This window comes from Thalassospira sp. MCCC 1A02898 (genome assembly GCF_001618185.1).
In the GTDB taxonomy this organism is placed as follows: Bacteria; Pseudomonadota; Alphaproteobacteria; order Rhodospirillales; family Thalassospiraceae; genus Thalassospira; species Thalassospira tepidiphila.
This window is the reverse complement of sequence record NZ_LPXK01000001.1, coordinates 275,852-298,603: the sequence shown is the minus strand read 5'-3', so window position 1 is coordinate 298,603 and position 22,752 is coordinate 275,852. Positions and strand designations below refer to the sequence as shown.

Annotated in this window: 22 protein-coding genes; 15 read left to right on the top strand and 7 right to left on the bottom strand. The window is 55.8% G+C overall.

What is annotated here, in order from left to right:
• Nucleotides 1–146: 146 nt before the first annotated feature.
• From metK to AUQ41_RS01255, 14 genes are all read left to right on the top strand, one after another.
• Nucleotides 147–1,319, top strand: coding sequence for a methionine adenosyltransferase (gene metK, locus AUQ41_RS01320; RefSeq protein ID WP_063086099.1), 1,173 nt, complete (start codon nt 147–149; stop codon nt 1,317–1,319).
• Between the two features lie 144 nt (nt 1,320–1,463).
• Nucleotides 1,464–2,183 (top strand): tRNA (guanosine(46)-N(7))-methyltransferase TrmB, encoded by a 720-nt coding sequence (locus AUQ41_RS01315; RefSeq protein ID WP_063086097.1) that lies wholly within the window; start codon nt 1,464–1,466, stop codon nt 2,181–2,183.
• 471 nt (nt 2,184–2,654) lie between these two features.
• Entirely contained in the window at nt 2,655–3,194 is a 540-nt protein-coding gene (gene rimP / locus AUQ41_RS01310; protein ID WP_232308281.1) for a ribosome maturation factor RimP, read from the top strand.
• Between the two features lie 9 nt (nt 3,195–3,203).
• Nucleotides 3,204–4,760, top strand: coding sequence for a transcription termination factor NusA (gene nusA, locus AUQ41_RS01305; RefSeq protein WP_063086093.1), 1,557 nt, complete (start codon nt 3,204–3,206; stop codon nt 4,758–4,760).
• Nucleotides 4,761–4,778: 18 nt separating this feature from the next.
• On the top strand, nt 4,779–5,369 hold the full coding sequence (locus AUQ41_RS01300; protein WP_008888871.1) for an RNA-binding protein: 591 nt from the start codon (nt 4,779–4,781) through the stop codon (nt 5,367–5,369).
• 80 nt (nt 5,370–5,449) lie between these two features.
• On the top strand, nt 5,450–8,116 hold the full coding sequence (gene infB, locus AUQ41_RS01295) for a translation initiation factor IF-2 (RefSeq protein ID WP_063086823.1): 2,667 nt from the start codon (nt 5,450–5,452) through the stop codon (nt 8,114–8,116).
• A 17-nt stretch (nt 8,117–8,133) separates the two neighbouring features.
• The gene (rbfA, locus tag AUQ41_RS01290) at nt 8,134–8,553 is read left to right on the top strand and encodes a 30S ribosome-binding factor RbfA (protein WP_008888873.1); all 420 of its coding nucleotides are present in this window, start codon (nt 8,134–8,136) and stop codon (nt 8,551–8,553) included.
• Nucleotides 8,553–9,479 carry a tRNA pseudouridine(55) synthase TruB gene (truB, locus tag AUQ41_RS01285; protein ID WP_063086091.1) on the top strand — a complete coding sequence of 309 codons (927 nt, stop codon included), beginning with the start codon at nt 8,553–8,555 and terminating at the stop codon, nt 9,477–9,479. Before rbfA ends, truB begins: the two co-directional genes overlap by 1 nt.
• A 17-nt stretch (nt 9,480–9,496) precedes the next feature.
• On the top strand, nt 9,497–9,766 hold the full coding sequence (gene rpsO / locus AUQ41_RS01280) for a 30S ribosomal protein S15 (protein WP_008888875.1): 270 nt from the start codon (nt 9,497–9,499) through the stop codon (nt 9,764–9,766).
• A 210-nt stretch (nt 9,767–9,976) separates the two neighbouring features.
• Entirely contained in the window at nt 9,977–12,100 is a 2,124-nt protein-coding gene (gene pnp / locus AUQ41_RS01275) for a polyribonucleotide nucleotidyltransferase (RefSeq protein ID WP_063086089.1), read from the top strand.
• 99 nt (nt 12,101–12,199) lie between these two features.
• Nucleotides 12,200–13,594, top strand: a complete 1,395-nt coding sequence (locus tag AUQ41_RS01270; RefSeq protein ID WP_008888877.1) for a nitronate monooxygenase family protein — start codon at nt 12,200–12,202, stop codon at nt 13,592–13,594.
• Nucleotides 13,595–13,783: 189 nt separating this feature from the next.
• Complete coding sequence (gene irrA / locus AUQ41_RS01265) at nt 13,784–14,224, top strand: iron response transcriptional regulator IrrA (RefSeq protein ID WP_063086087.1); 441 nt, start codon at nt 13,784–13,786, stop codon at nt 14,222–14,224.
• Between the two features lie 218 nt (nt 14,225–14,442).
• On the top strand, nt 14,443–14,877 hold the full coding sequence (locus AUQ41_RS01260) for a rubrerythrin family protein (protein ID WP_063086085.1): 435 nt from the start codon (nt 14,443–14,445) through the stop codon (nt 14,875–14,877).
• 95 nt (nt 14,878–14,972) lie between these two features.
• A complete protein-coding gene (locus AUQ41_RS01255; RefSeq protein ID WP_063086083.1) occupies nt 14,973–15,257 on the top strand; it encodes a YciI family protein in 285 nt (94 codons plus the stop codon).
• A 26-nt stretch (nt 15,258–15,283) separates the two neighbouring features.
• On the opposite strand, the gene eutC is transcribed toward AUQ41_RS01255, so the two are convergent.
• The 5 genes from eutC to AUQ41_RS01230 all read right to left on the bottom strand — a co-directional run bounded on the left by eutC (nt 15,284) and on the right by AUQ41_RS01230 (nt 20,627).
• Complete coding sequence (gene eutC / locus AUQ41_RS01250; RefSeq protein WP_063086082.1) at nt 15,284–16,057, bottom strand: ethanolamine ammonia-lyase subunit EutC; 774 nt, start codon at nt 16,055–16,057, stop codon at nt 15,284–15,286.
• A complete protein-coding gene (locus tag AUQ41_RS01245; RefSeq protein ID WP_063086080.1) occupies nt 16,058–17,449 on the bottom strand; it encodes an ethanolamine ammonia-lyase subunit EutB in 1,392 nt (463 codons plus the stop codon).
• 168 nt (nt 17,450–17,617) lie between these two features.
• Nucleotides 17,618–18,442 carry an ABC transporter ATP-binding protein gene (locus AUQ41_RS01240; RefSeq protein WP_008888883.1) on the bottom strand — a complete coding sequence of 275 codons (825 nt, stop codon included), beginning with the start codon at nt 18,440–18,442 and terminating at the stop codon, nt 17,618–17,620.
• Nucleotides 18,436–19,497 carry an iron ABC transporter permease gene (locus AUQ41_RS01235; RefSeq protein ID WP_063086078.1) on the bottom strand — a complete coding sequence of 354 codons (1,062 nt, stop codon included), beginning with the start codon at nt 19,495–19,497 and terminating at the stop codon, nt 18,436–18,438. The genes AUQ41_RS01240 and AUQ41_RS01235 overlap by 7 nt, the downstream gene beginning before the upstream one ends.
• On the bottom strand, nt 19,497–20,627 hold the full coding sequence (locus tag AUQ41_RS01230; RefSeq protein WP_063086076.1) for an ABC transporter substrate-binding protein: 1,131 nt from the start codon (nt 20,625–20,627) through the stop codon (nt 19,497–19,499). Before AUQ41_RS01230 ends, AUQ41_RS01235 begins: the two co-directional genes overlap by 1 nt.
• A gap of 178 nt (nt 20,628–20,805) precedes the next feature.
• On the opposite strand from AUQ41_RS01230, the gene AUQ41_RS01225 reads away from it, so the two are divergent.
• Complete coding sequence (locus tag AUQ41_RS01225; protein ID WP_063086074.1) at nt 20,806–21,600, top strand: class I SAM-dependent methyltransferase; 795 nt, start codon at nt 20,806–20,808, stop codon at nt 21,598–21,600.
• Nucleotides 21,601–21,620: 20 nt separating this feature from the next.
• On the opposite strand, the gene AUQ41_RS01220 is transcribed toward AUQ41_RS01225, so the two are convergent.
• Nucleotides 21,621–22,082 carry an OsmC family protein gene (locus AUQ41_RS01220; RefSeq protein WP_063086072.1) on the bottom strand — a complete coding sequence of 154 codons (462 nt, stop codon included), beginning with the start codon at nt 22,080–22,082 and terminating at the stop codon, nt 21,621–21,623.
• 18 nt (nt 22,083–22,100) lie between these two features.
• Nucleotides 22,101–22,721, bottom strand: coding sequence for a GntR family transcriptional regulator (locus AUQ41_RS01215; protein ID WP_063086070.1), 621 nt, complete (start codon nt 22,719–22,721; stop codon nt 22,101–22,103).
• Between the last annotated feature and the right edge of the window lie 31 nt (nt 22,722–22,752).

Here is a 22,752-nt window from a genome sequence, read left to right as displayed (position 1 = left end):
ACAGTTCGACCCGGACTGACCATTGTGGACGGATTTGGACCGCTTGCCACCACACAAAAAAAGGCTAAGTGGGCGCTATCGATACGGCCTCGTATCGGGAGCCCTCCGGTCCAGTTTTGGAAACCCATTACCGGAGAAGGTCTTATATGTCTCTTTCCGATTATCTATTTACCAGTGAATCCGTCTCGGAAGGTCATCCGGACAAAGTCTGTGACCGCATTTCCGATTCCATCGTTGATGCTTTTCTTGCAGCGGATGAAGATTCGCGCGTTGCCGTCGAAACCCTTGCCACCACCAACCGTGTGGTTCTGGCAGGCGAAGTTCGCGGTCCTGAAAGCGTGACCAAAGAGGTCATGATCGAAAAGGCCCGTCAGGCAATCCGTGAAATCGGTTACGAGCAGGATGGCTTCCACTGGAAGACGGCCGAGATCGAATGCCATGTGCATGAACAGTCTTCTGATATCGCGCAGGGCGTTGACTCCGCTGGTGAAAAAGACCTTGGCGCTGGTGACCAGGGCATCATGTTTGGTTACGCTTGTAACGAAACCGATGAACTGATGCCGGCCCCGATCCAGTTTTCGCATCGTATCCTGCGCGCCATGGCCGCTGACCGCCACTCCGGCAAGGTGCCGCAGTTCGGTCCGGATGCCAAAAGCCAGGTAACCCTGCGCTATGCTGCTGGCAAGCCGGTTGCGGCAACATCGGTTGTTGTATCAACCCAGCATGCCGACGGCCTTTCGCAGCGCGATGTTCATGAGCTGGTTATGCCGTATATCGAAGCGGCCCTTCCGCAAGGTTGGATGCCGCCGGCTGATGAAATCTACATCAACCCGACAGGCCGTTTCGTGATTGGTGGTCCTGATGGTGATGCCGGCCTTACCGGCCGTAAGATCATTGTCGATACCTATGGTGGTGCGGCCCCGCATGGTGGCGGCGCGTTTTCGGGTAAGGATCCGACCAAGGTTGACCGTTCGGCTGCTTACGCTGCGCGTTATCTTGCGAAAAACGTCGTTGCGGCTGGTCTGGCCGAGAAATGCACCATTCAGCTTGCTTACGCGATTGGCGTGTCCAAGCCGTTGGCGCTTTACGTCAACAACCATGATACCGGCAATGTTGACGAACTGAAGCTCGGTGACGTTCTGCGTCAGCTGATGGATCTCAGCCCGCGTGGCATTCGTGAACATCTGTCGCTGTGCCGTCCGATCTACACGCCGTCTTCTGCTTATGGTCACTTTGGCCGTCAGCCGACCGAAGATGGTGGCTTCTCCTGGGAGCGCACCGATCTGGTCAGCGACCTGAAATCGGCATTTGGTGCCTGATTGACAGAAAGCGCGTTAAAAAGTGCGATTTGCCAAAATCGCATGACGTGATAAGAGGCGGGCGGCCCGGACATTTCGGGCCGCCCGTTTTGATTTTCAGTCCGCCTGATCCACAAATTCCGACCCTGATCGACAGAAACGACCATGCGCAACAAAGACCGTCCGCTTCCGACCCCTGATCGCCCGAATTTCTATGGCCGTCGCGGCAGCCGGCCACTTAAGGATTCTCGCAAGGCTCTTGTAGATGCCATGCTGCCAAAGATCGGGATTACCTATCCCGACGCAGCCGGGGTCGATCCCAACAGCTATTTCGATGGTACGCCGGAACAACTGTGGCTTGAAATCGGCTTTGGCGGCGGGGAGCATCTGGCAGGTCAGGCCGAGGCCAATCCGACGGTGGGGATTATTGGTGCTGAGCCGTTTATGGACGGGGTTGGTAGCCTAATGCGCCATCTTGATGAGCGTAATCTGACCAATGTGCGCGTGGTGGCCGATGATTCGCGCCCGCTGCTTTATAAGCTGATTGATGCCTGCTTTGATCGGGCCTTTTTGCTGTTTCCCGATCCCTGGCCGAAGAAGCGCCATGCCGAGCGCCGCTTTATCGGGCCCAAGAATCTGGCGCTGCTTGCCCGTCTTCTGAAAGACGGCGCAGAGTTCCGGGTCGCCAGTGACGATATGCAGTATATTTCCTGGACGTTGCAGCACATGCATAACCATCCGGATTTCGAATGGCTGGCCGAAGGACCGGATGATTGGCGCACGCCGCCAAGCGATTGGGTCAAAACCCGCTATGAGCAAAAGGCGCTGCGTCAGGGCAAGAAATGCAACTATCTCCGGTTCCGCCGCAAGCCACGTCAATCCTGATCCTTGCCTGATTTGGATTCTGTCTGACGGGAGTCGGCAGGTTCAGGGCAGAGCTGCGATTCCGGCATGACAGGGTGATCACGGCACCCTGACTTTACTGTTTCATGAAGATAGGCAAAGCATGTTCGTCCCGACGGTTTGGATGTGTATGAGGTATCTATGCGGCCCAAACATGTTTTATCCGGTGCCCTCGAACGAGACAAAAGTCAGGCTGTGCAGGCGTTTGCCGGGTTGGCAGCGCACAGTGTCCGCCGGGCTATCGGGTGCGGGTGTTTTGATGTCGTCTGTGATGCATGCCCGCGGTTTGCTGTCACGGGCGGAATCCTTAGGTTGAATGGCATCGGCAGCCGGTATCCTGACTTGATTTTTGCGTAAACCGGCTGTATAAGGCCGCCAAGCTTTTTGTAAATTCTGACAAAGAGTGGGCCCTGCGCCCGCTCTTTTGTGCTTTTTGGGGTATGGCATCGCTTTATGGCTGAGCTGATTGGACAACAGTTAAAAGACCCGTTGATGGCGAAAATCGTTGAGATTATCGAGCCGTCAATCAACGCGCTGGGCTTTGAGCTGGTTCGGGTTTCGATGACAGGTCAGGACCATAACATCCTGCAGATCATGGCAGATCGCCCGGGTGCGAAAGGCAGCATCAACGTTGAAGATTGCGCCCAAATCAGCCGTACGGTTTCTGCCCTGATGGATGTCGAGGACCCGATTTCAGGTGCCTATCACCTTGAAGTCAGTTCCCCGGGTATCGACCGCCCGCTGACCCGTGCCGCGCATTTCGAAGTGTGGAAGGGATTTGAGGCAAAGGTCGAACTGGTGATGGCCAAGGATGGTCGTCGCCGTTTCAGCGGTGTGCTGGATGGGATTGAAGATAATGCGGTCGCCCTGATTGTAGATGGCGAACGTGTCTTGTTGCCGTTGGCCGATATCGCAAAAGCGAAATTGGTCCTGACAGATGAATTGATCGCGCACGTCACCGGCGACCGCCGGAATGACGATAACGCAGAATAGAGGTTGGATATGGAAGCAACTTCGGGAATGCCGCGGCCGGAACTTTTGCAGGTCGCAGATGCCGTTGCCCGTGAAAAGGGCATTGATCGTGACGAGGTTCTCGGTGCTATGGAGCAGGCCATCCAGAAGGCCGGCCGTTCCAGATATGGTCACGAGCATGACATTCGTGCCCATATTGACCGCAAAACCGGCGAGATCAAACTCGCTCGTTACATCGAAGTCACCGATGAAATCGAAAACGATTTCACTCAGATGTCGCTCGAACAGGCACGTATTCGTGACGAGAACATCAATCTTGGTGAATTCCTGATTGATCCGCTGCCGCCGATTGATTTTGGTCGTATTGCTGCCCAGACCGCGAAACAGGTCATCGTGCAGAAAGTGCGCGATGCAGAACGCGAACGCCAGTACGAGGAATACAAGGACCGTGCCGACGAAGTTATCAACGGCGTTGTCAAGCGTGTTGAGTTTGGCAACGTTCTTGTTGATATCGGTCGCGCCGAAGCCATCCTGCGCCGTGAAGAACTGATCCCGCGTGAGACGGTTCGTCAGGGTGACCGGGTACGTGCCCTGATCCTTGATGTCCGTCGTGAACAGCGTGGCCCGCAGATTTTCCTGTCGCGTACCCACCCGACCTTCATGGCAAAACTGTTTGCCCAGGAAGTACCGGAAATCTACGACGGCATCATCGAAATCAAATCGGTTGCCCGTGACCCGGGTTCGCGCGCGAAAATTTCGGTTCTGTCTTCGGACAGCTCGATCGACCCGGTCGGTGCCTGCGTCGGTATGCGCGGTTCGCGCGTCCAGGCGGTTGTTGCCGAACTTCAGGGCGAAAAAATCGACATCATCCAGTGGTCGGAAGACCCGGCAACCTTTGTTGTGAACGCTTTGGCCCCGGCCGAAGTCACCAAGGTTGTGATTGATGAAGAAACCAACCGTATCGAAGTCGTGGTTCCGGACGATCAGCTGAGCCTTGCCATTGGCCGTCGTGGTCAGAATGTGCGTCTAGCGTCCCAGCTGACCGGTTGGGATATCGATATTCTGACCGAGGAAGACGAAAGCGAACGTCGTCAGGAAGAAGCACGCAAGCGTGCGGAAATGTTCATCAAGGCGCTTGATGTTGACGAAGTTATCGCCCATCTCCTGGTCGCCGAAGGCTTCACCTCGATCGAGGAAGTCGGTTACGTGCCGCTGGCAGAACTGGCTGAGATCGAAGGTTTCGAAGAAGAAATCGCCGAAGAGCTGCGTAACCGCGCACGCACCTTCCTTGCCGAAGAGGCCGAGCGTCTTCAGAAACGTCGCGAAGAGCTTAAGGTTGCCGATGATCTGGTTGAATTCCCGGGTCTGTCGCTGGCTGTTGTTGTTCGCCTTGGTGAAAACGACGTCAAAAACCTTGAAGATTTCGCGGATCTCGCCAGTGACGAGCTGATCGAATATGTCGGGGATGCCGATTCCATTACCATGGATCAGGCCAACGACATGATCATGGAAGCCCGTCGCAAGCTTGGCTGGTTCGAAGGTCTTGAAGAAGAGACCGAAGAATCCGCGGAAAGCGAAGAGGCCTAAGGCCGATCGGAGGATGCCATGTCGCATCGTAAAGGCGGCAAGGTAGCCGAGGTTCCGGAACGCCGGTGCATTGTCACCGGCGAAGTCCGGCACAAGGAAGATCTTCTCAGGGTTGTGATCGGGCCGGATGGTTCGGTTGTTCCCGACCTTGAGGAACGGCTGCCGGGACGGGGATTATGGTTGTGCCCGTCGCGGGATGTGGTAAATACCGCCTGTGCAAAGAACGCCTTTGCCCGGGCGGCCCGACAAAAAGTCGTGGTCGACACCGCACTTGCAGACCGGATCGAAGAGCTGCTGACGCGCAAATGCATCGATCTGTTGTCGCTGGCGCGGCGTGCAGGACAGGCTGTTGCAGGATTTGAAAAGGCCCGTGCCCAGATTGCCGAGGGCGCAGCCTTAGTATTGGCGGCACGCGATGGTGCCGCAGACGGAAAATCAAAGATCGAGGCCAAGGCCCGGGATCTGCCGATTTATTCCGTTCTGGATGCTGCTGAAATCGGCGCGGCCTTTGGTCGCGAAAAAGCAGTACATGTGGCCGTTGCGCCAGGAGGCCTTGCCAATCGGTTGGGGCGTTCGTGCAAACGGCTTGAAGGATTTCGCGCTGTCTGAGATCAGACGAGCGCCAGACGGACAGGACAGGATCGGCGTATGTGCCCGATCCCGCAGGAAATGAGGAAGTTGAACGGATTATGAGTGATCGCGATCAGGAGAAGAAACCGCTGAGCCTCAACAGATCGAAGCTTGAATTGAGCAAGACGGTCGAGGCAGGGCAGGTTCGTCAAAACTTCTCGCATGGACGGTCAAAATCTGTGACCGTCGAAGTGCGCAAGAAGCGTACATTCGAAAAGAACGAATCCGGTCGCTTCCGTGAGGTGAAGAAGGATCTCGTTGAAGAACAGTCCCCGGCAGCAGAAAAGCCGGCACCGGAAGCAAAAAAAGAGCCGGTTGAAGAGCCGAAACCGCGTCCGGCGGTTGATGATCATGGCAATCTGACCGACAGCGAACGCGCTGCCCGTATGGCTGCTTTGAAGGCTGCTGAAGAGCGCCGCAAGCAGGACGAGGCGGATGCGGAAATCCGCGCCCGCGAAGAAGCTGCGCGCAAGGCCGAGGAAGAAGCACGCAAGGCAGAAGAAGCCAAGGCTGCTGCCGAAGCCAAACAGGAAGAAGCGCCTGCTGCGTCTGAAAACGACTCTCCTTCGGTGGAAGAAGTCGAACAGCGCCTTGCCGCTTCGACGGCAAAAGGCAAGACCTCCAAGCCGAAACCGGCTGCCAAACCGAAGGCCGAGGAAACCGTTATTCAGGGCGAACCGGCAGAGCCGCTGGTTCCCGAAGAACGTCGTCGTTCCGCCCCGGCAGATGGCAAATCCAAAAGCCGCAAGGAAATTGACGAGGAAAATGCCCGCGTGGCAGCCCGCAAACGTGCCGAAGAAGAAGCCGGCCGTGCGGCGCGCACCAAGGGTGACGAAGGCCGTCGTCGTGGCAAGCTTTCGATCAATAATGCAATGAGCGGTGACGAAGGTGGTCGCCGTCGTTCCATGGCATCGATCAAACGCCAGCAGGCCAAAGCCAAAGCGCGTGCCCAGGGCCCGCAGAAACCGAAGGAAAAAGTCGTGCGTGATGTGGTAATCCCGGACGTTATTACTGTCCAGGAACTGGCCAACCGTATGGCTGAACGTGCCGCAGACGTGATCAAGACCCTGATGAGTCTTGGCGTCATGGCAACGATTAACCAATCGCTTGATCCGGATACCGCACAGCTCGTGGTCGAAGAATTCGGTCACAACGTCAAACGTGTATCTGATGCCGACGTTGAAGAGTCGCTGGTCAGTGTAGATGACAATGACGCGAAGCTCGTGGGCCGCCCGCCGGTCGTGACCGTCATGGGCCACGTTGACCATGGTAAAACTTCGTTGCTTGATGCCCTGCGCTCCACCGATGTTGCCGGTGGCGAGGCTGGCGGTATTACCCAGCATATCGGTGCTTATCAGGTCACCATGGCAACCGGCGCCAAGATCACCTTCATCGATACTCCGGGCCACGCCGCATTTACCGAAATGCGTTCGCGCGGTGCGAAAGTTACCGATATCGTGGTTCTGGTTGTTGCAGCCGATGACTCGGTCATGCCGCAGACCATTGAGGCAATCAGCCACGCGAAAGCGGCTGGCGTTCCGATGATTGTTGCCATCAACAAAATCGACAAGCCGGGTGCAAATCCGAGCAAGGTGAAAACCGAACTTCTTCAGCACGAAGTTGTGGTCGAGGAAATGGGTGGTGACGTTCAGGCCGTTGAAGTATCGGCCAAACAGCGCACCGGCCTGACCGAACTTGAAGAAGCCATTCTGCTGCAGTCCGAGGTGCTTGACCTTAAAGCCAACCCGGAACGCGTTGCCGATGGTGTTGTTGTTGAAGCCCGTATGGAAAAAGGCCGCGGTCCGGTTGCGACCGTTCTGGTCCAGCGCGGCACCCTGCGTACCGGTGACATCTTTGTCACGGGTCCGGAATGGGGTCGTGTCCGTGCCCTGATCGATGATCACGGCAACCGTGTCGCAGAAGCTATTCCGGGTATGCCGGTCGAGGTGAACGGTCTGAACGGTGTACCGTCTGCCGGTGACGACTTTGTGGTTGTTGAAAACGAAGCCAAGGCACGTGAAGTTTCTGACTTCCGTCAGCGCCGTATTCGTGAAACCCAGGCCGCTGCAATGAAGAAATCAGCACTCGAGAACATGTTCTCGCAGAGCGGTGATCTCAAAGAACTGCCGATCGTCATCAAGGGTGACGTGCAGGGTTCTGTCGAAGCACTTATCGGCACCTTGCAGAAGCTTGGTAACGAGGAAGTCTCGGTCCGCGTTCTGCATAGCGGTGTTGGTGGTATCAACGAATCCGACGTCACACTGGCGCGTGCATCCAATGCACTGATCATCGGCTTTAACGTGCGTGCAAACCAGCAGGCCCGTGAACAGTCGCGTCGTGACAACGTTGATATTCGTTACTATTCGATCATTTACGATGTTGCAGATGACATCAAAAAGATGCTGTCGGGCATGCTGTCTCCGGAAGTTCGCGAGAAGTTCCTGGGCTATGCGGAAATCCGCGACGTCTTTACGATTTCCGGCAACAAGATCGCCGGTTGCATGGTCACCGAGGGTATCGTCAAACGTGGCGCAGGCGTCCGCCTGCTGCGCGACAACGTTGTCATTCACTCTGGCGAACTTTCGACGCTCCGTCGCTTCAAGGACGAAGTCAAGGAAGTCCGCGAGGGCTATGAATGCGGCATGTCGTTCGCCAAATATAACGATATCCAGTCGGGCGATGTGATCGAGTGCTTCGAGAACGAGGAAATTGCCGTCGAACTGTAAGACGGTGAGGAACTGAAATGGCGAAGCAACCAGCCAAAGCACCAAGTCAGCGACAGCTCCGCGTGGCGGAAGAAATCCGCCAGGCGCTGTCGCAGGCATTGGAGCGTGGAGACATTTACGATCCGGATCTGACACGGCGCCCGGTAACCATTACGGGTGTCAATCTTTCACCGGATATGCGCAATGCCATGGTATCTTTCACCCCGCTTGGCGGCGGAGAGGCAGAAACGTCGATGAAGGCGTTGATGCGTCAGAAAGGTCACCTGCGCAACCATGTGGCCCACACGGTGCACATGAAATACGTGCCTGCATTGCGATTTGTCGAAGACAAGAGTTTTGATGTCGCTGACCATATTGGTGCCCTGCTGCGCGACCCGCATGTTGCGCAGGATCTTGTGGATGACCGGTCGGGCGACCCGGAAGATGAGGACGACTGATGGCGCGTCGCCGTCGCGGTAAAAGCATTAATGGCTGGCTGGCGGTGGACAAGCCCCTGGAGATCACGTCATCAACCGTGGTCAATCAGGTGCGCCGTCTGCTTGATGCCAACAAGGCAGGACATGGCGGGACACTTGACCCACTGGCGTCTGGCGTTCTGCCAATTGCCTTTGGCGAAGCAACCAAAACGGTTGCTTATGTCATGGATGGCAGCAAAAGTTATCGCGTGACGCTGAAATTCGGCGAAGCGCGCAGTACGGACGATGCCGAAGGCGAGGTTATCGAAACCTCCGACCATCGTCCGACGGAAGACGAAATCAAGGCTGTGCTGGGTGAATTCATCGGTGAAATCCAGCAGGTGCCGCCAAAGTTTTCGGCGATCAAGGTCAATGGCAAGCGTGCCTATGACCTTGCGCGCCGCGATGAAGATGTGGTGTTGCAGCCACGTCCGATTCTGATCAAGGATCTTCGACTGGTCGACATGCCAGATCGCGATCACGCCGTGTTTGACGTTGTGTCAGGCAAGGGCGCGTATATGCGATCTTTGGCGCGCGATATCGCGCTGCGCCTTGGTACCGTCGGCTATATCGCCGCGCTTCGCCGGACTTCGGCGGGGCCGTTTTCGGAAGGGAACGCCATTCCCCTGCAGGAACTGCTGGATATGGACCCGGACGAGGTGATGAAGAAACTGCTTCCGGTTGAGACCGCGCTGGACGACATCCCGGCGCTGGCCCTGACCGAAGTCGAGGCGCAACGCCTTTCCTCTGGCCAGCCCGTTGGGCTGTTGCCGGTGGCAAAGCGCAATGCCCTTGAAAGCCCCGTCGTGCAGGACGAGATCGTCTGTGCCATGCTCCATGACCGCGCTGTTGCGTTGGCTGAGATCACTGGTGGCGAAATTCGGCCTGTGCGTGTTTTTAATCTCTAAAGGCGAAAGGATGCCTGATGTCGATTACTGCTGAACGCAAAGCTGAGCTGATCAAAGAATACGGTCAGAAAGACGGTGACACCGGTTCCCCCGAAGTCCAGGTTGCTATCCTGACTGAACGGATCAAGAACCTCACCGAGCACATGAAAGAACATAACCACGACTTCCACAGCCGTCGTGGTCTTCTCATGATGGTTGGTCAGCGTCGTCGTCTGCTGAAGTACCTGCAGCGCAAAGACCAGTCGCGTTACGAGAGCGTCATTGAACGCCTCGGTATTCGCCGCTGATATCGAACTGCGGCGGAGGGTGACCTCCGCCGTCGTTTTTTTTATTGTTCCGGCGGATCGGAACACGAGAAGCAGGGTCGGATGGGCCGACCCGATGCTTACGCCGGACCCATTACTCATGGCGCTGTCATGTAAGCCTCATGAGTAATGTGTTCGGAACTCGTGTACACTTTCGGGTCCGCCAGAGGTTTGTAAGAGGAAGAGAAAATAATGTTTAATGTCGTCCGTAAGGAAATGCAGTGGGGCAATGCCAAACTGGTTCTCGAAACCGGTAAAATCGCCCGTCAGGCAGATGGTGCCGTCAAGGTTACCTACGGTGAAACCGTTGTCCTGTGTACTGCTGTTGGCGCCAAACAACCGCGCCCGGATGTCGACTTTTTCCCGCTGACGGTTAACTACCAGGAAAAAGCATTTGCCGCTGGCAAAATCCCGGGTGGCTTCTTCAAACGTGAAGGCCGTCCGTCTGAAAAAGAAACCCTTGTTTCGCGTCTGATCGACCGTCCGATCCGTCCGTTGTTCCACCCGCAGTACCGCAACGACACCCAGATCGTTTGTACCGTTCTGTCGCACGACATGGAAAACGATCCGGACGTGGTTGCCATGATCGGTACCTCGGCGGCCCTGACCATTTCCGGTCTGCCGTTCCTTGGCCCGATTGGTGCTGCCCGCGTTGGGTACAAGGATGGTGAATACCTTCTCAACCCGTCGACCGAAGCGGTCAAGGAAAGCGATCTGGATCTGGTTGTTGCCGGTACCCGTGATGGCGTGATGATGGTTGAGTCCGAAGCATCCGAGCTGTCCGAAGAAATCATGCTTGGTGCCGTGAAGTTCGGTCACGAACAGTTCCAGGGCGTTCTCGACCTGATCATTGATCTGGCCGAAGAAGCAGCCAAAGAGCCGCGTGAAGTTGCAGAGCTTCCGGAAGGTTACGACGCACTGGTCGAAAAAATCGCTGCGCTCGGCACCGAAAGCCTGACTGCTGCTTATGCACATGTTGTCAAACAGGAGCGTTCGGCTGCTGTTTCTGCTGCCAAGGCAGACATCGTCGAGAAACTTGGCGATGAAGTTCCCGATGCGCTTAAAGGCAAAGTTTCCTCGATCATCAAGGATCTGGAAAAAGACATCGTTCGCGGTGCGATCCTGAAAACCGGCAAGCGTATCGATGGGCGTACCGGTGCCGACGTTCGTCCGATCATGGGCGAAGTTTCGGTTCTGCCGCGTTCGCATGGTTCGTCGATCTTCACCCGTGGTGAAACTCAGGCACTGGCCGTTGTTACCCTTGGTACCGGTCAGGACGAGCAGATCGTTGACGCGCTGGACGGTGAATACCGTGAAAGCTTCATGCTGCATTACAACTTCCCGCCCTACTCGGTTGGTGAAGCTGGCCGTATGGGGTCGCCGGGCCGTCGTGAAATCGGTCACGGTAAACTGGCATGGCGTGCCCTGCACCCGCTGATGCCGGGCAAAGACGCCTTCCCGTACACCACCCGTATCGTTTCCGAAGTCACCGAATCAAACGGTTCTTCCTCGATGGCAACCGTTTGCGCAAGCTCGCTTGCGATGATGGATGCCGGTGTTCCGTTGGCACGCCCGGTTGCGGGTATCGCCATGGGCCTGATCAAGGAAGCCGAAGATTTCGCAGTTCTGTCCGACATCATGGGTGATGAAGATCACCTTGGTGACATGGACTTCAAGGTTGCTGGTACCGAAAACGGCATTACCTCGCTGCAGATGGACATCAAGATCACTTCGGTAACCCCGGACATCATGCAGATCGCCCTGAAGCAGGCCCGCGATGGTCGTCTGCACATTCTTGGTGAAATGGCCAAAGCCCTTCCGGAAGCACGCGGTGAAGTTTCGGGTAACGCCCCGACCATCACCCAGTTCTCGATCCCGAAAGACAAAATTCGTGATGTCATCGGTTCGGGCGGTAAGGTCATTCGCGAAATCTGCGAAGAGACCGGTGCAAAGGTTGATATTGAAGATGATGGTTCGATCACTGTCGCACATACCGACGGTGCAAAAGGCAAGCAGGCCGTGGATTGGATCAAATCCATCGTTGCGGAACCTGAATTGAATCATATCTATGATGGTAAGGTCGTTAAGGCTGTCGATTTCGGCGCATTCGTGAACTTCTTTGGTGCGCGTGACGGTCTGGTTCACATTTCCGAACTGGCACCTGAGCGTGTCAAACAGGTTTCGGACATCGTGAAAGAAGGCGACCAGGTTAAGGTCAAAGTCATCGGTTTCGATGATCGCGGCAAAATCAAACTGTCGATGAAACGTGTTGACCAGGAAACCGGTGCCGACCTCGACGCAGGCGACGCCGAATAAAGCAAACGGGATGCCGGACGACGATAAAAACGCGACGTCGTCCGGCACTCTGCGCGATGCCATAGCATCGCGGGCAAAGGCCGAATGGGAGAGACGAATTTGAAAGCCCTTAAACCGCTCGTCATGTCGGGTAAAGAAGTCTTGCCAGTTATCGAAGGTGGCAAAGGCGTTGCTGTATCGACGGGTAAAAGTTCCGGCGCATGGGCTGCTGCCGGTGGTATCGGGACTTTTTCCGCTGTGAATGCCGATTCTTATGATGAGAACGGCAATCTGGTCCCGATCGAATATGCAGGAAAAACCCGCAGTGACCGCCATCAGGAACTGATTGCCTACGGCATTCGTGGTGGTATTGCACAAGCACAGATCGCACATGAAATGCGGAACGGCGAAGGCCGTCTGCACATGAACGTATTGTGGGAAATGGGCGGTGCCGAACCGATCCTTCACGGCGTTCTTGAAGGTGCCAAAGGCCTGATCCACGGGGTAACCTGTGGTGCCGGTATGCCCTACAAGATTGCTCAGATTTCTGCGCAATACGGCGTTCACTATTATCCGATTGTCTCGTCAGCCCGTGCTTTCCGCGCATTGTGGCTGCGGGCCTATAAAAAGACCCCGGAATGGCTGGGTGGCGTGGTTTACGAAGATCCGTGGCGCGCTGGTGGTCATAATGGTCTGTCGAATTCCGAAGATCCGCTGGTGCCCGAGGATCCGTTCCCGCGTGTTGCAGCCCTTCGTGAATTCATGAATTCCGTTGGTCTGAATGATGTTCCGATCATCATGGCAGGCGGTGTCTGGTTCCTGCGTGATTTCGAAGACTGGATCGACAACCCCGAAGTGGCCCCGGTGGCCTTCCAGTTCGGGACTCGTCCGCTTCTGACACAGGAAAGCGAGATTTCCGACGAATGGAAACAGCGCCTGACCAGTCTCAAGAATGGTGACGTATCGCTGCATAAATTCAGCCCGACTGGCTTCTATAGCTCGGCTGTGCGCAATGCGTTCCTCGAAGACCTGCATCAGCGTTCTGATCGTCAGGTACGCTATTCACGTACCGCCGAGGCGGATCTGCATGTCGGTATTCCGCTCGGCCGTCGTGGCCGTCCGATCTATGTGCGTGAAGACGATGCCGACAAGGTTAAAGCATGGCTTGAAGCTGGCTATACCGAAGGCATGCCGACCCCGGATGACACCATGGTGTTTGTCACCCCGGAAAGCGCACTGACGATCAAGAAAGATCAGATTGACTGCATGGGTTGCCTGTCACAGTGCCAGTTCTCCAACTGGGAACAGCATGAAGGCACCACTGGCAAGCGTGCTGACCCGCGTTCCTTCTGTATCCAGAAGACGCTCCAGAGCATTGCACATGGCGCCAAAGTCGAAAATGAACTGATGTTTGCCGGTCACAATGCCTACAAGTTTGGCGAAGACCCGTTCTACGCCAATGGCAACATTCCGACTGTGAAGGAACTGGTCGACCGCATCATGACGGGCGACTGATCCTGATATCAGACCAAATAAAAAAGGGCCGGTTTTTACCGGCCCTTTTTGTTTGTATTTCGCAGTATTTCATCACGCGATTATAGTTGATCAAAATCAAAGAACAACGCGTCCGGGTTCTTTAGTCTGTCCCCAGCATTCATTAGGGCCATCATGATTTTGGCCCGACCACGACAAAGGGGCAAAGCTATGGGACATACATCGCGTCCATATACCAACGCGCTTAACCGGCTCAAGGATGCCAATCTGCGTCCGACGCGTCAGCGTCTAGCACTGGCACGTTTGCTGTTTGATGACGGCCATCGTCATGTCACAGCAGAACAGCTGCATTCCGAAGCCATGAGCAACAATATCAAGGTATCGCTGGCAACGGTTTACAACACGCTGCACCAGTTCACTGATGCGCGCCTTCTCAATGAAATCGTGATTGATTCGGGTCGGTCCTATTTCGATACCAACACCGAACCGCATTACCATTTCTATTGCGAAGAAGACGGCATGCTGTCTGACATTCCGGCAGGTGACGTCAAGATCGCCAACATTCCGAACATGCCCAACGGCACGGAACTGGCATCGGTTGATCTGGTATTCCGACTGCGTCGCAACCAGGCGGCGAAGGACGCAGCCTAACACATCGCGCAGCCGTTATTTGCGCAAGCCTTGCGCAGGTGACAGGCAGATGAAATCTGACACCTGATCAGTGCAATTGCCCCTGCTCTGCTTGACGGTGGCGGATTTCACGACACATAAAGGGCGGCAAGACCAATTGGTTTTGCCGCCTTAATTTTTGCGACTTTGGCTCATACAAAAACGCTGTATTGGGCGAACAATAACAAGGAACAGCGCACATGGCGCTTAAGGGAACACGTACCGAGGCAAACCTGCGCGCGGCCTTTGCCGCCGAGGCACAAACCAATCGCCGTTATCTTTACTTTGCCCAGCAGGCCGACATCGAAGGCTACACCGAGGCAGCCGAGCTTTTTCGCACCGCGGCTGAGGCCGAAACTGGCCATGCGTTTGGCCACCTGGAATTTCTTGAAACGGCTGGCGATCCGTTGACTGGCAAAGAACTGGGCACCACCCGCCTGAACCTTGAAGCGGCCATCGCACAGGAAAAGGACGAGGCCGAAACGGCCTATCCGGAAATGGCCCGCATCGCGCGTGAAGAGGGCTTAGAAGATATCGCTGCATGGTTTGAAAGCCTGGCCCGCGTGGAAGCCGCCCATGCAGATCGTATCGAACGTCTTCTTACCCGAATGGGGAGCAAAACGGACGGTGTATAAAGCTGCTTGATCGCCAAAATGTGATTTGTGATCAACGTCGAAACGCCGGATTGTGCGCAACCCCAACCCTTAGAATCTAACAGGGAAAATCAGCAATGTTTGTTGTCTCGCTGAACTACAAGGTTCCGCTTGAACAGGTCGATGCGCATATCGAAGACCATATCGCGTGGCTAAAGCAGGCCTATGCCAAGGGCATGTTTCTGGCATCCGGGCGCAAGATCCCGCGCGATGGCGGGGTTATCATTGCCAAGGGTGATCGGGCTGCACTTGAAGATGAACTGACGCGCGATCCGTTCCATCAACATGATCTGGCCGATTACCACATCACCGAGTTTGATCCGGTGATGGTGGCAGACGGACTTGAGGCGCTTAAGGTCTAGTTGCAATTGTCGCTAAGGCCCACGTCCTAGCCTTCAATCAGTTCCGGATTGGATGAATTGTCCTTAAGCGCCACACCCGACAGACCCATCTTGCGCGATTCGACCATCAGATAAGCGATCTTTTTCGCAGCCTTTTCCGGGGTTAAGCCCGCCGGACGGATGTTGGAAACACAGTTGCGATCGGCGTTAGATCGCCCGCGCCTTGGCCCCCAGGTCAGATAGCAGCCAAGTGAATCCGCACTCGAAAGCCCCGGGCGTTCGCCGATCAGCATAACGGTCAGCTTGGCGCCCAATGCAGCACCGATTTCATCGCCCAGTCCGACACGTGACTGGGTGGCCAGTGTTATCGGTGCGACAGACCAGCTTTCCCCCAAGTGATCAAGGATCAGCTTCAGGGTATTGGCTGCATGGTCATGGGTGGCGCGGGCTGAAAGGCCATCGGCCAGAATGAAGGCGACGTCAAAATTACCGGCATGCTTGCCAAGGACAGCAGCAGAGTCTTCGTTCAGTAACCGGCCAAGATCGGGACGCTGCAAATATGTCGGGCGATCCGGGGCGGCAGAATGGACATCAAGGATTGTGTGATCAACCCCATCAAGCTGGTCGCGTACGGAGTTGGGTTCAAAGGCCATATGCACCGAATCCCGGGCGCGGGCATGCGCCATCTGGAATTCAAGCAGCCGTTCGGTCGGCAACCCGTCGCCCACCCGGCCAAGGCCGATACGGGCATCGGTATGGGCACGAAGCGTGTTCCAGGGATCAAGGCCGCTCGGGATTTTCTTGTTGGTCAGATTGCTCATTTAAGCGGCCCCCGACCAAGCCAAAAGGTTCTGGGCTGCCTGCCCGTCAAGTTGCGGGCGGGTACGGCCATGCTGATCAAGGATTTCCATCTTGCGCAGCCAGGCGGCAAATTCCGGGGCCGGTTGCAGACCCAGCACCGAGCGCAAATACATCGCATCATGGAAACTCGTGCTTTGGTAATTGAGCATGATGTCATCCGCACCGGGGACGCCGATGACAAAGTTACAGCCAGCAACCCCCAGAAGGGTCAACAGGTTGTCCATGTCATCCTGATCGGCCTCGGCATGGTTGGTATAGCAAACATCGCAACCCATCGGCACGCCAAGCAATTTGCCACAGAAATGATCCTCAAGCCCGGCGCGCGTGATCTGTTTGCCGTCAAACAGATATTCCGGGCCGATGAAGCCGACCACCGTATTGACCAGAAGCGGCGAATATTTGCGCGCGACTGCATAAGCACGCGCCTCGACAGTTTGCTGATCAATGCCTTCGTGGGCATCGGCCGAAAGCGCGGCACCCTGCCCGGTTTCAAAATACATGACATTGTTGCCGACCGTGCCGCGCTTAAGCCCCTTGGCGGCGTCTTCGGCCTCGGCCAGCATGGCCTGGGTGATGCCAAAGCTTTCATTGGCCTTTTGCGTGCCGGCGATGGATTGGAACACCAGATCAACCGGGGCATTGCGCGCCATCACATCAATCGCCGTCGTGACATGGGCCAAAACGCACGACTGGGTCGGGATGTCGATCCTTTCACGGACCTCGTCGATGAGTTTGAGAAGCTCAATCATGGCTTCCGGGCTGTCGGTGGCCGGGTTGATGCCAATCACCGCATCGCCGCTGCCATGCATCAGACCATCAAGGATTGAGGCCGCAACACCGGCGGGATCATCGGTCGGATGGTTGGGTTGCAGGCGCACTGATAGATGGCCGGGCAGGCCGATCGTATTGCGAAAGGCGGTGACGACATGGCATTTCTTGGCAACCGCGATCAGGTCCTGATTGCGCATCAGCTTTGACACCGCCGCGACCATTTCGGGCGTCAGGCCGGGGGCCAGATGTTTAAGTGCTTCGGGGGTGGCGTCATCGGTCAGAAGCCAGTTGCGAAAATCACCGACGGTCATCGAGGATACCGGTGCAAAAGCATCTGCATCGTGATCATCAATGATCATGCGCGTGACGTCGTCATCCTCGTAGGGGACCAGTGCCTCGCTCAGAAACCGTTTGAGCGGCACATCGGCCAGCGCAAAGCGCGCCGCCACCCGTTCTTCATCCGAGCTTGCCGCCAGCCCCGCCAGCAAATCGCCTGACCGAAGCGGGCTTGCCTTTGCCAACAGGGTTTTCAGGTCGGGAAAGGTAAAGCGTTCAAAACTGAATGGCGCGCCGGTCTGCAAGTTCTGCCTCCTGAAGCATGAAAGACACCGCCAGGGATTTTTGCCCCTGTCCGCAAAGGAAAACAGCGCCAAACATGACGCTGTTGCGATGCATGATCATCATTTGTCCATGGAACCAGAAAATGCCTCAAATGCAAAGTTTTTAATCACAAGGAAAGGCGCGCCTTTCTATTGTGCAGCCTGTGCGACCTCCGTCAGGGTCTTGCGCGCCGTGGCCGTATTGTGCCGACTGTTGGTTTCATCACTTGGCCCGCGCAGGACGATATGCGGATGGCCAAGCGAATTGAGTTCAACATGGCCATCAACCTGATAGACATCGCGCAGAAGGTCGCTATCGATGACATCAGAACACGGACCGAATGCGACCATCTTGCCATTGCGGATGGCCATGGCCTGATCGCAATATTGAAGGGCGTGGTTCAGGTCGTGAATGGCGATCAGGACAATTATGTTCTGCCCTTTGGCGACATCGCGCATAAAGGACAGGACTTCCATCTGGCGATGCAGATCAAGGGCTGATGTCGGTTCATCCATCAACAGGATTTTCGGATCACGCACCAGCGTTTGGGCGATGGCCACCAACTGGCGTTGCCCGCCGCTAAGTTCGCCCAAGTTACGCGCGGCGAGATCGCCAATACGAAGGGCGGCCAGAATATCGTCAATCCGTGCCAGTTCATCTGCCCGCACGCGCAGGCTTGATCCCTGCTTGGCTGCCAGAATGATCGATTCATAGACCGACAGCACCGCAGTTGAGCCGGTATCCTGTGGCATATAACAAATCGTATTGCGTTCCTTGCGGTGTGATCCGAGGTCAACAATACCATCGCCCTTTGCAAGGCCGGCCACGCGGCGAAACAGGCTGGATTTTCCGGCCGCATTCGGACCGATGACGGCAGTGACAGTGCCTGGCTGGATCGTCGGCGTGGTAACATCAGATACCACCTGCACCTTGCCATAACGGGTTCCGATATTTTCGAGACGCAGCGTTACCATGATTTCCTCCGACTTGCGAAAATCAGCGAGAAGAAGAAGGGTACACCGACAAGGGCGGTAATCACCCCGATGGGCAGGATGGCGCCCGGGATCAGCAGCTTTGACAACACGGACGTTGCCGACAGGATCAGGGCACCACACAGGATCGATGCCGGCAGGAAGAAGCGTTGATCTTCACCCACCAGCATGCGGGCAATATGTGGCCCGACAAGTCCGATGAAGCCGATGGTGCCGACAAAGGAAACCGGAATGGCAGCCAGAAGGCTGACAATCAGCATGGTGCGCAGGCGAAGCCCCTGCACATTCACCCCAAAGCTTTCCGCCTTGGCATCGCCCAGACGAAGGGCGGTCAGTGCCCATGCCTGACGGGCAAACAGCGGAATGGCGACAACGACGGCAATGGCGGTCACCGCCACCTTGGTCCAGGTCGCCTTGACCAGTGACCCCATCGTCCAGAACACAACAGCCGCAAGGGCCTGCTCACTTGCCAGATACTGCAAAAGGGCCAGAAGCGCATTGAAGGTAAACACCAGCGCAATGCCAAGCAACACGATGGTTTCAACCGTCACGCCACGCATGCGGCTAAAGAAATGAATGATCAGGGCTGTGCCCATCGCCATGATGAAGGCATTGAGCGGAATGATGAATTCCACAAAGGCCGGTAGAAGGGCCACCCCCAGTACAAGCGCCAGTGCCGCGCCAAACCCGGCGGCGGCTGAAATGCCCAACGTAAACGGGCTTGCCAGCGGATTGGCAAGGATGGTCTGCATCTGTGCGCCAGCGGTCGACAGCGCTGCGCCCACGGTCAGCGCCATGAGTGCGACCGGCATGCGGATATCCCAGATCACCACGCGCAACTGATCAGTCGCCGAGGATGGATCAAGCAGGGTGGCGATGACGTCGGATAATGGATAGTTCGCCGGACCCGTTGCCAGATCGATGGCAAATGAAAGAAACAATGCGCCCGCCATTGCAAGCAGGAGCATGAAACGACGCAGGGAGCGTGCTTTGTAATGCACACTCCCGGCTTCGATACTGAGTTGGTTGGTCGTCATTAGTTTGTGGCTGTATCGCTGATCGAGATGAAATAGCCCGGCTGGTAATCCAGCGGCAGGAAGCGTTCGTGCAGTTCCTTGAAGGTTGCTTCCGGATCGATATCGGCAAACAGGTCCGGGTGGAACCATTTCGCCATCTGTTCGATCACCACGAACTGGTACGGGCTGTTATAGAACTGGTGCCATACAGCGTGAATTTCGCCGTTCTCGACCGCCTTGATGCCGGTGAAGGCCGGGCGTTCCATCAAGCCAACCAGTTTGCGGCGTGCTTCAACCATATCGGCATCCGGTCCAAGACCGACCCACGCACCACCCGGGGAATAGGCTTCCCAGCTGGCACCGGTGCCAACGAACTGATCGGGGTTGGAGGCCACAACCTGTTCCGGGTTGATCGTGCCAAAGGTGCCCGGGATGATGGATGCTGCGATGTTCACGCCGCCAGCCATTTCGACCATGGTGCCGAAGTTCTCGTTGCCAAACGACATGCAGCATTCATCGGAATAACCCGCAGCACGTTCAATGAAGACCTGCGGTTTTTTCGGATTTGCCTTGGCAATGCGATCGGTCACGTTCTTGATGCTGTCAGAGCGGAATTTGATGAATTCGGCCGCACGATCTTCCTTGCCGGTCAGTTGGCCGAGGATCTTCATGCTGGTGTCGGTGTTTTTCATCGGCGCTTCGCGGAAGTCGATATAGACCAGCGGAATGCCAACAGCAGCCAGTTTTTCGTCAAAACCGCCGTCTTCGGTGGCAGCCTTGGCTTCAAGGTTCATGATCACGACGTCCGGATTGACCGAAATGGCCTGTTCGATGTCGAACGTGCCGTCTTTAATGCCGCCAAAGGTCGGAATGTCGTCAATGCGCGGGTATTTCGCAGCATAGATGTCGTAGGTCTGCGGATCAGCCTTTTTAAGGTCGTCGCGCCAGCCGACAACGCGCTGGAACGGGTCTTCACTGTCGAGTGTCGCCAGACCATAGATCAAGCGGCCTTCGCCCAGAATGACCTTCTGAACCGGTACTTCGACTGTAACTTCACGTCCGGTAACGTCGGTCACCGTGACCGATTCTGCTGCCTGTGCGGTGCCTGTGACCAGCATGGTCAGAGCAGCAAATACACCCAAAAATTTCATTCCCGTTCCCTCAGATTAGGATTGCCTGTCGAGCGATTTATCAGTTATTGAGAATGAAAATCAATCTTTTTCGCAATGATAATGCAAATCATTTGTTTTTAGTGATTGCGCAATTATCGCTGTGAGATTTAACTAGCCCGCAGAAATCCGGGTATTCCGCCAAGAGAGCATCAAGACCATGAATCAGGCCAGCAACTTCAACCTGCGCGAAGAGATCAAGGAATATTGGTCAATGCGCGCAGCCACCTTCGACGAACAGCCCGGCCACGAGATTTTCTCAGAAGCCGAACGCAGCGCGTGGCATACCCTGTTTGAACGTCATTTCGGCAAGGGTGACGGGCGCAAGGCGCTTGATCTGGCAAGTGGCACCGGGGTTATCAGCCATCTGATGCATGATCTTGGATTTAACGTGACCGGCATGGACTGGTCGGAGGCGATGCTTGAAAAGGCGCGCGCCAAATCAAGGCAACGCGGATCAAAAATCACTTTCCTGCTGGGCGATGCGGAAAATACGCTTGAAGCAGACAACAGTTACGACGTGATCGTCACCCGCCATTTGGTCTGGACGCTTGTTGATCCGGCGGCGGCGTTTGCTGAGTGGTTTAGGGTGCTGAAACCCGGTGGAAAGCTTCTGGTGGTTGATGGTGATTTTGTCTCCCCGACCTGGGCGACGAAATTCAACAAGGCTATGGCGGGGTTCCTTGAAACCCTTGGTTTGCGAAAACCGGTTGAGGCGATTGCACAGATGCAGACCCATCAAGATATTCTGGCCCGCGTGCATTTTTCAAACGGGGCACGGGCAGATGCAGTTGAGGCAATGCTGCGCCAAACCGGGTTCGATCCGATTGCGGTGGATTTCGATCTGAAACGCATTCACAGCGCGCAGAAAAAACACATCAGCTTCGCCAAAGGCCTCGAACGTGGTGCACAACATCGCTATGCCATCTGTGCGCAGAAACCGTTGGAAGCTTAAGCTGCTCAAAAAAGTTGTGTTTAGCGGACCGGCTCGGTCACGACTTCGGTCTTGACCGAATTGGCCAAAAAACAAGCTTCGTGGGCGCGGTGATGCAGCTCATCCTCAAGCGCAACATCAGGGGCTGTGCCACCATAGGTGACCTTTGGCTTCAAGGTGACCTTGGTTATCATGGTCTTGCCATCGATCGTTTCCATGATGCCGGTGGCGTCATCGACATAGGCATCAATCAAAATCCCCGCGTCGGATGCGAAATGCAGGAAGAACAGCATGTGGCAGCTTGAAAGGGCTGCGACAAAGGCTTCTTCCGGGTCGACATTTTCTGCCAACGAATATGGCACGGGCACCACATGCGGGGATGAGGATGCCGGAACTTCGGCCCCGCCATCAAAGCGCCAGACATGACCACGCGAGTATCGGCGATCGGTGAAAACCTCGCTTTCCTTGCGCCTCCAGATCACTTCTGCGCCAAAACTGCTCATGGTGGGGCTCCGTGGTCTTCAGGACTGATCAATCGGGATCAGGCTTCCGGCGGTGACGCCGATATGGGTGGTCAAAACCTTGCGCGCGGTCGCAATGTCCCCGGCCTCAAGGGCGGCGAGGATTTGCTGATGTTCTTCATAAAACGCGCTTCGCGGTCGTGACCCCTTGGGTTGCAGGGCGTAGGCACGTTTGGCCTCTCCGCGAAATCCATCGATCATCGACAGCAGCCTTTGATTGCCGCATGCGCCATACAGGGTCGTGTGGAATTCCTGATCAAGCGCTGCCAGCATGTCGGGATCGTCTTCTTCAAACAGATCTTCGTTCAGGCGACGCGCCTTACGCAGTGCTGATGGGCTCAGGTTAGGTGCAGACAACTCAAGTGCACTGACCTCAAGCGAAATGCGAATCTGACAAAGCTCCTGCACGTCTTTGCTGCGCAATCCAGTAACTGCAAGACTTCTATCCGGGCGTTTTTCGAGCAAACCGGATTCGTGAAGCCGTTCAAGGGCGTGGCGAATCGGCTGGCGACTTACACCAAAGCGCGCGGCGAGATTTTCCTGCTTAAGCACCGTACCGGGGGGCAAGCTTCCAGCTTCGATCTCTTCGCGAAGTGCTGTTGTGATCAAGTTTGTATCCATGGATCCAAACTATGATACGTAAGACTTTTCG

Bases quoted from the DNA above. Each gene is read 5' to 3' on its own strand.
- AUQ41_RS01235 (WP_063086078.1), bottom strand. From the start codon at position 19,497: ATGACGACCAACCAACTCAGTATCGAAGCCGGGAGTGTGCATTACAAA.
- rbfA (WP_008888873.1), top strand. From the start codon at position 8,134: ATGGCGAAGCAACCAGCCAAAGCACCAAGTCAGCGACAGCTCCGCGTG.
- pnp (WP_063086089.1), top strand. From the start codon at position 9,977: ATGTTTAATGTCGTCCGTAAGGAAATGCAGTGGGGCAATGCCAAACTG.
- rpsO (WP_008888875.1), top strand. From the start codon at position 9,497: ATGTCGATTACTGCTGAACGCAAAGCTGAGCTGATCAAAGAATACGGT.
- AUQ41_RS01300 (WP_008888871.1), top strand. From the start codon at position 4,779: ATGTCGCATCGTAAAGGCGGCAAGGTAGCCGAGGTTCCGGAACGCCGG.
- AUQ41_RS01215 (WP_063086070.1), bottom strand. From the start codon at position 22,721: ATGGATACAAACTTGATCACAACAGCACTTCGCGAAGAGATCGAAGCT.
- metK (WP_063086099.1), top strand. From the start codon at position 147: ATGTCTCTTTCCGATTATCTATTTACCAGTGAATCCGTCTCGGAAGGT.
- AUQ41_RS01255 (WP_063086083.1), top strand. From the start codon at position 14,973: ATGTTTGTTGTCTCGCTGAACTACAAGGTTCCGCTTGAACAGGTCGAT.
- AUQ41_RS01315 (WP_063086097.1), top strand. From the start codon at position 1,464: ATGCGCAACAAAGACCGTCCGCTTCCGACCCCTGATCGCCCGAATTTC.
- AUQ41_RS01220 (WP_063086072.1), bottom strand. From the start codon at position 22,082: ATGAGCAGTTTTGGCGCAGAAGTGATCTGGAGGCGCAAGGAAAGCGAG.
- nusA (WP_063086093.1), top strand. From the start codon at position 3,204: ATGGAAGCAACTTCGGGAATGCCGCGGCCGGAACTTTTGCAGGTCGCA.
- AUQ41_RS01230 (WP_063086076.1), bottom strand. From the start codon at position 20,627: ATGAAATTTTTGGGTGTATTTGCTGCTCTGACCATGCTGGTCACAGGC.
- irrA (WP_063086087.1), top strand. From the start codon at position 13,784: ATGGGACATACATCGCGTCCATATACCAACGCGCTTAACCGGCTCAAG.
- AUQ41_RS01260 (WP_063086085.1), top strand. From the start codon at position 14,443: ATGGCGCTTAAGGGAACACGTACCGAGGCAAACCTGCGCGCGGCCTTT.
- eutC (WP_063086082.1), bottom strand. From the start codon at position 16,057: ATGAGCAATCTGACCAACAAGAAAATCCCGAGCGGCCTTGATCCCTGG.
- AUQ41_RS01240 (WP_008888883.1), bottom strand. From the start codon at position 18,442: ATGGTAACGCTGCGTCTCGAAAATATCGGAACCCGTTATGGCAAGGTG.
- AUQ41_RS01225 (WP_063086074.1), top strand. From the start codon at position 20,806: ATGAATCAGGCCAGCAACTTCAACCTGCGCGAAGAGATCAAGGAATAT.
- truB (WP_063086091.1), top strand. From the start codon at position 8,553: ATGGCGCGTCGCCGTCGCGGTAAAAGCATTAATGGCTGGCTGGCGGTG.
- infB (WP_063086823.1), top strand. From the start codon at position 5,450: ATGAGTGATCGCGATCAGGAGAAGAAACCGCTGAGCCTCAACAGATCG.
- rimP (WP_232308281.1), top strand. From the start codon at position 2,655: ATGGCTGAGCTGATTGGACAACAGTTAAAAGACCCGTTGATGGCGAAA.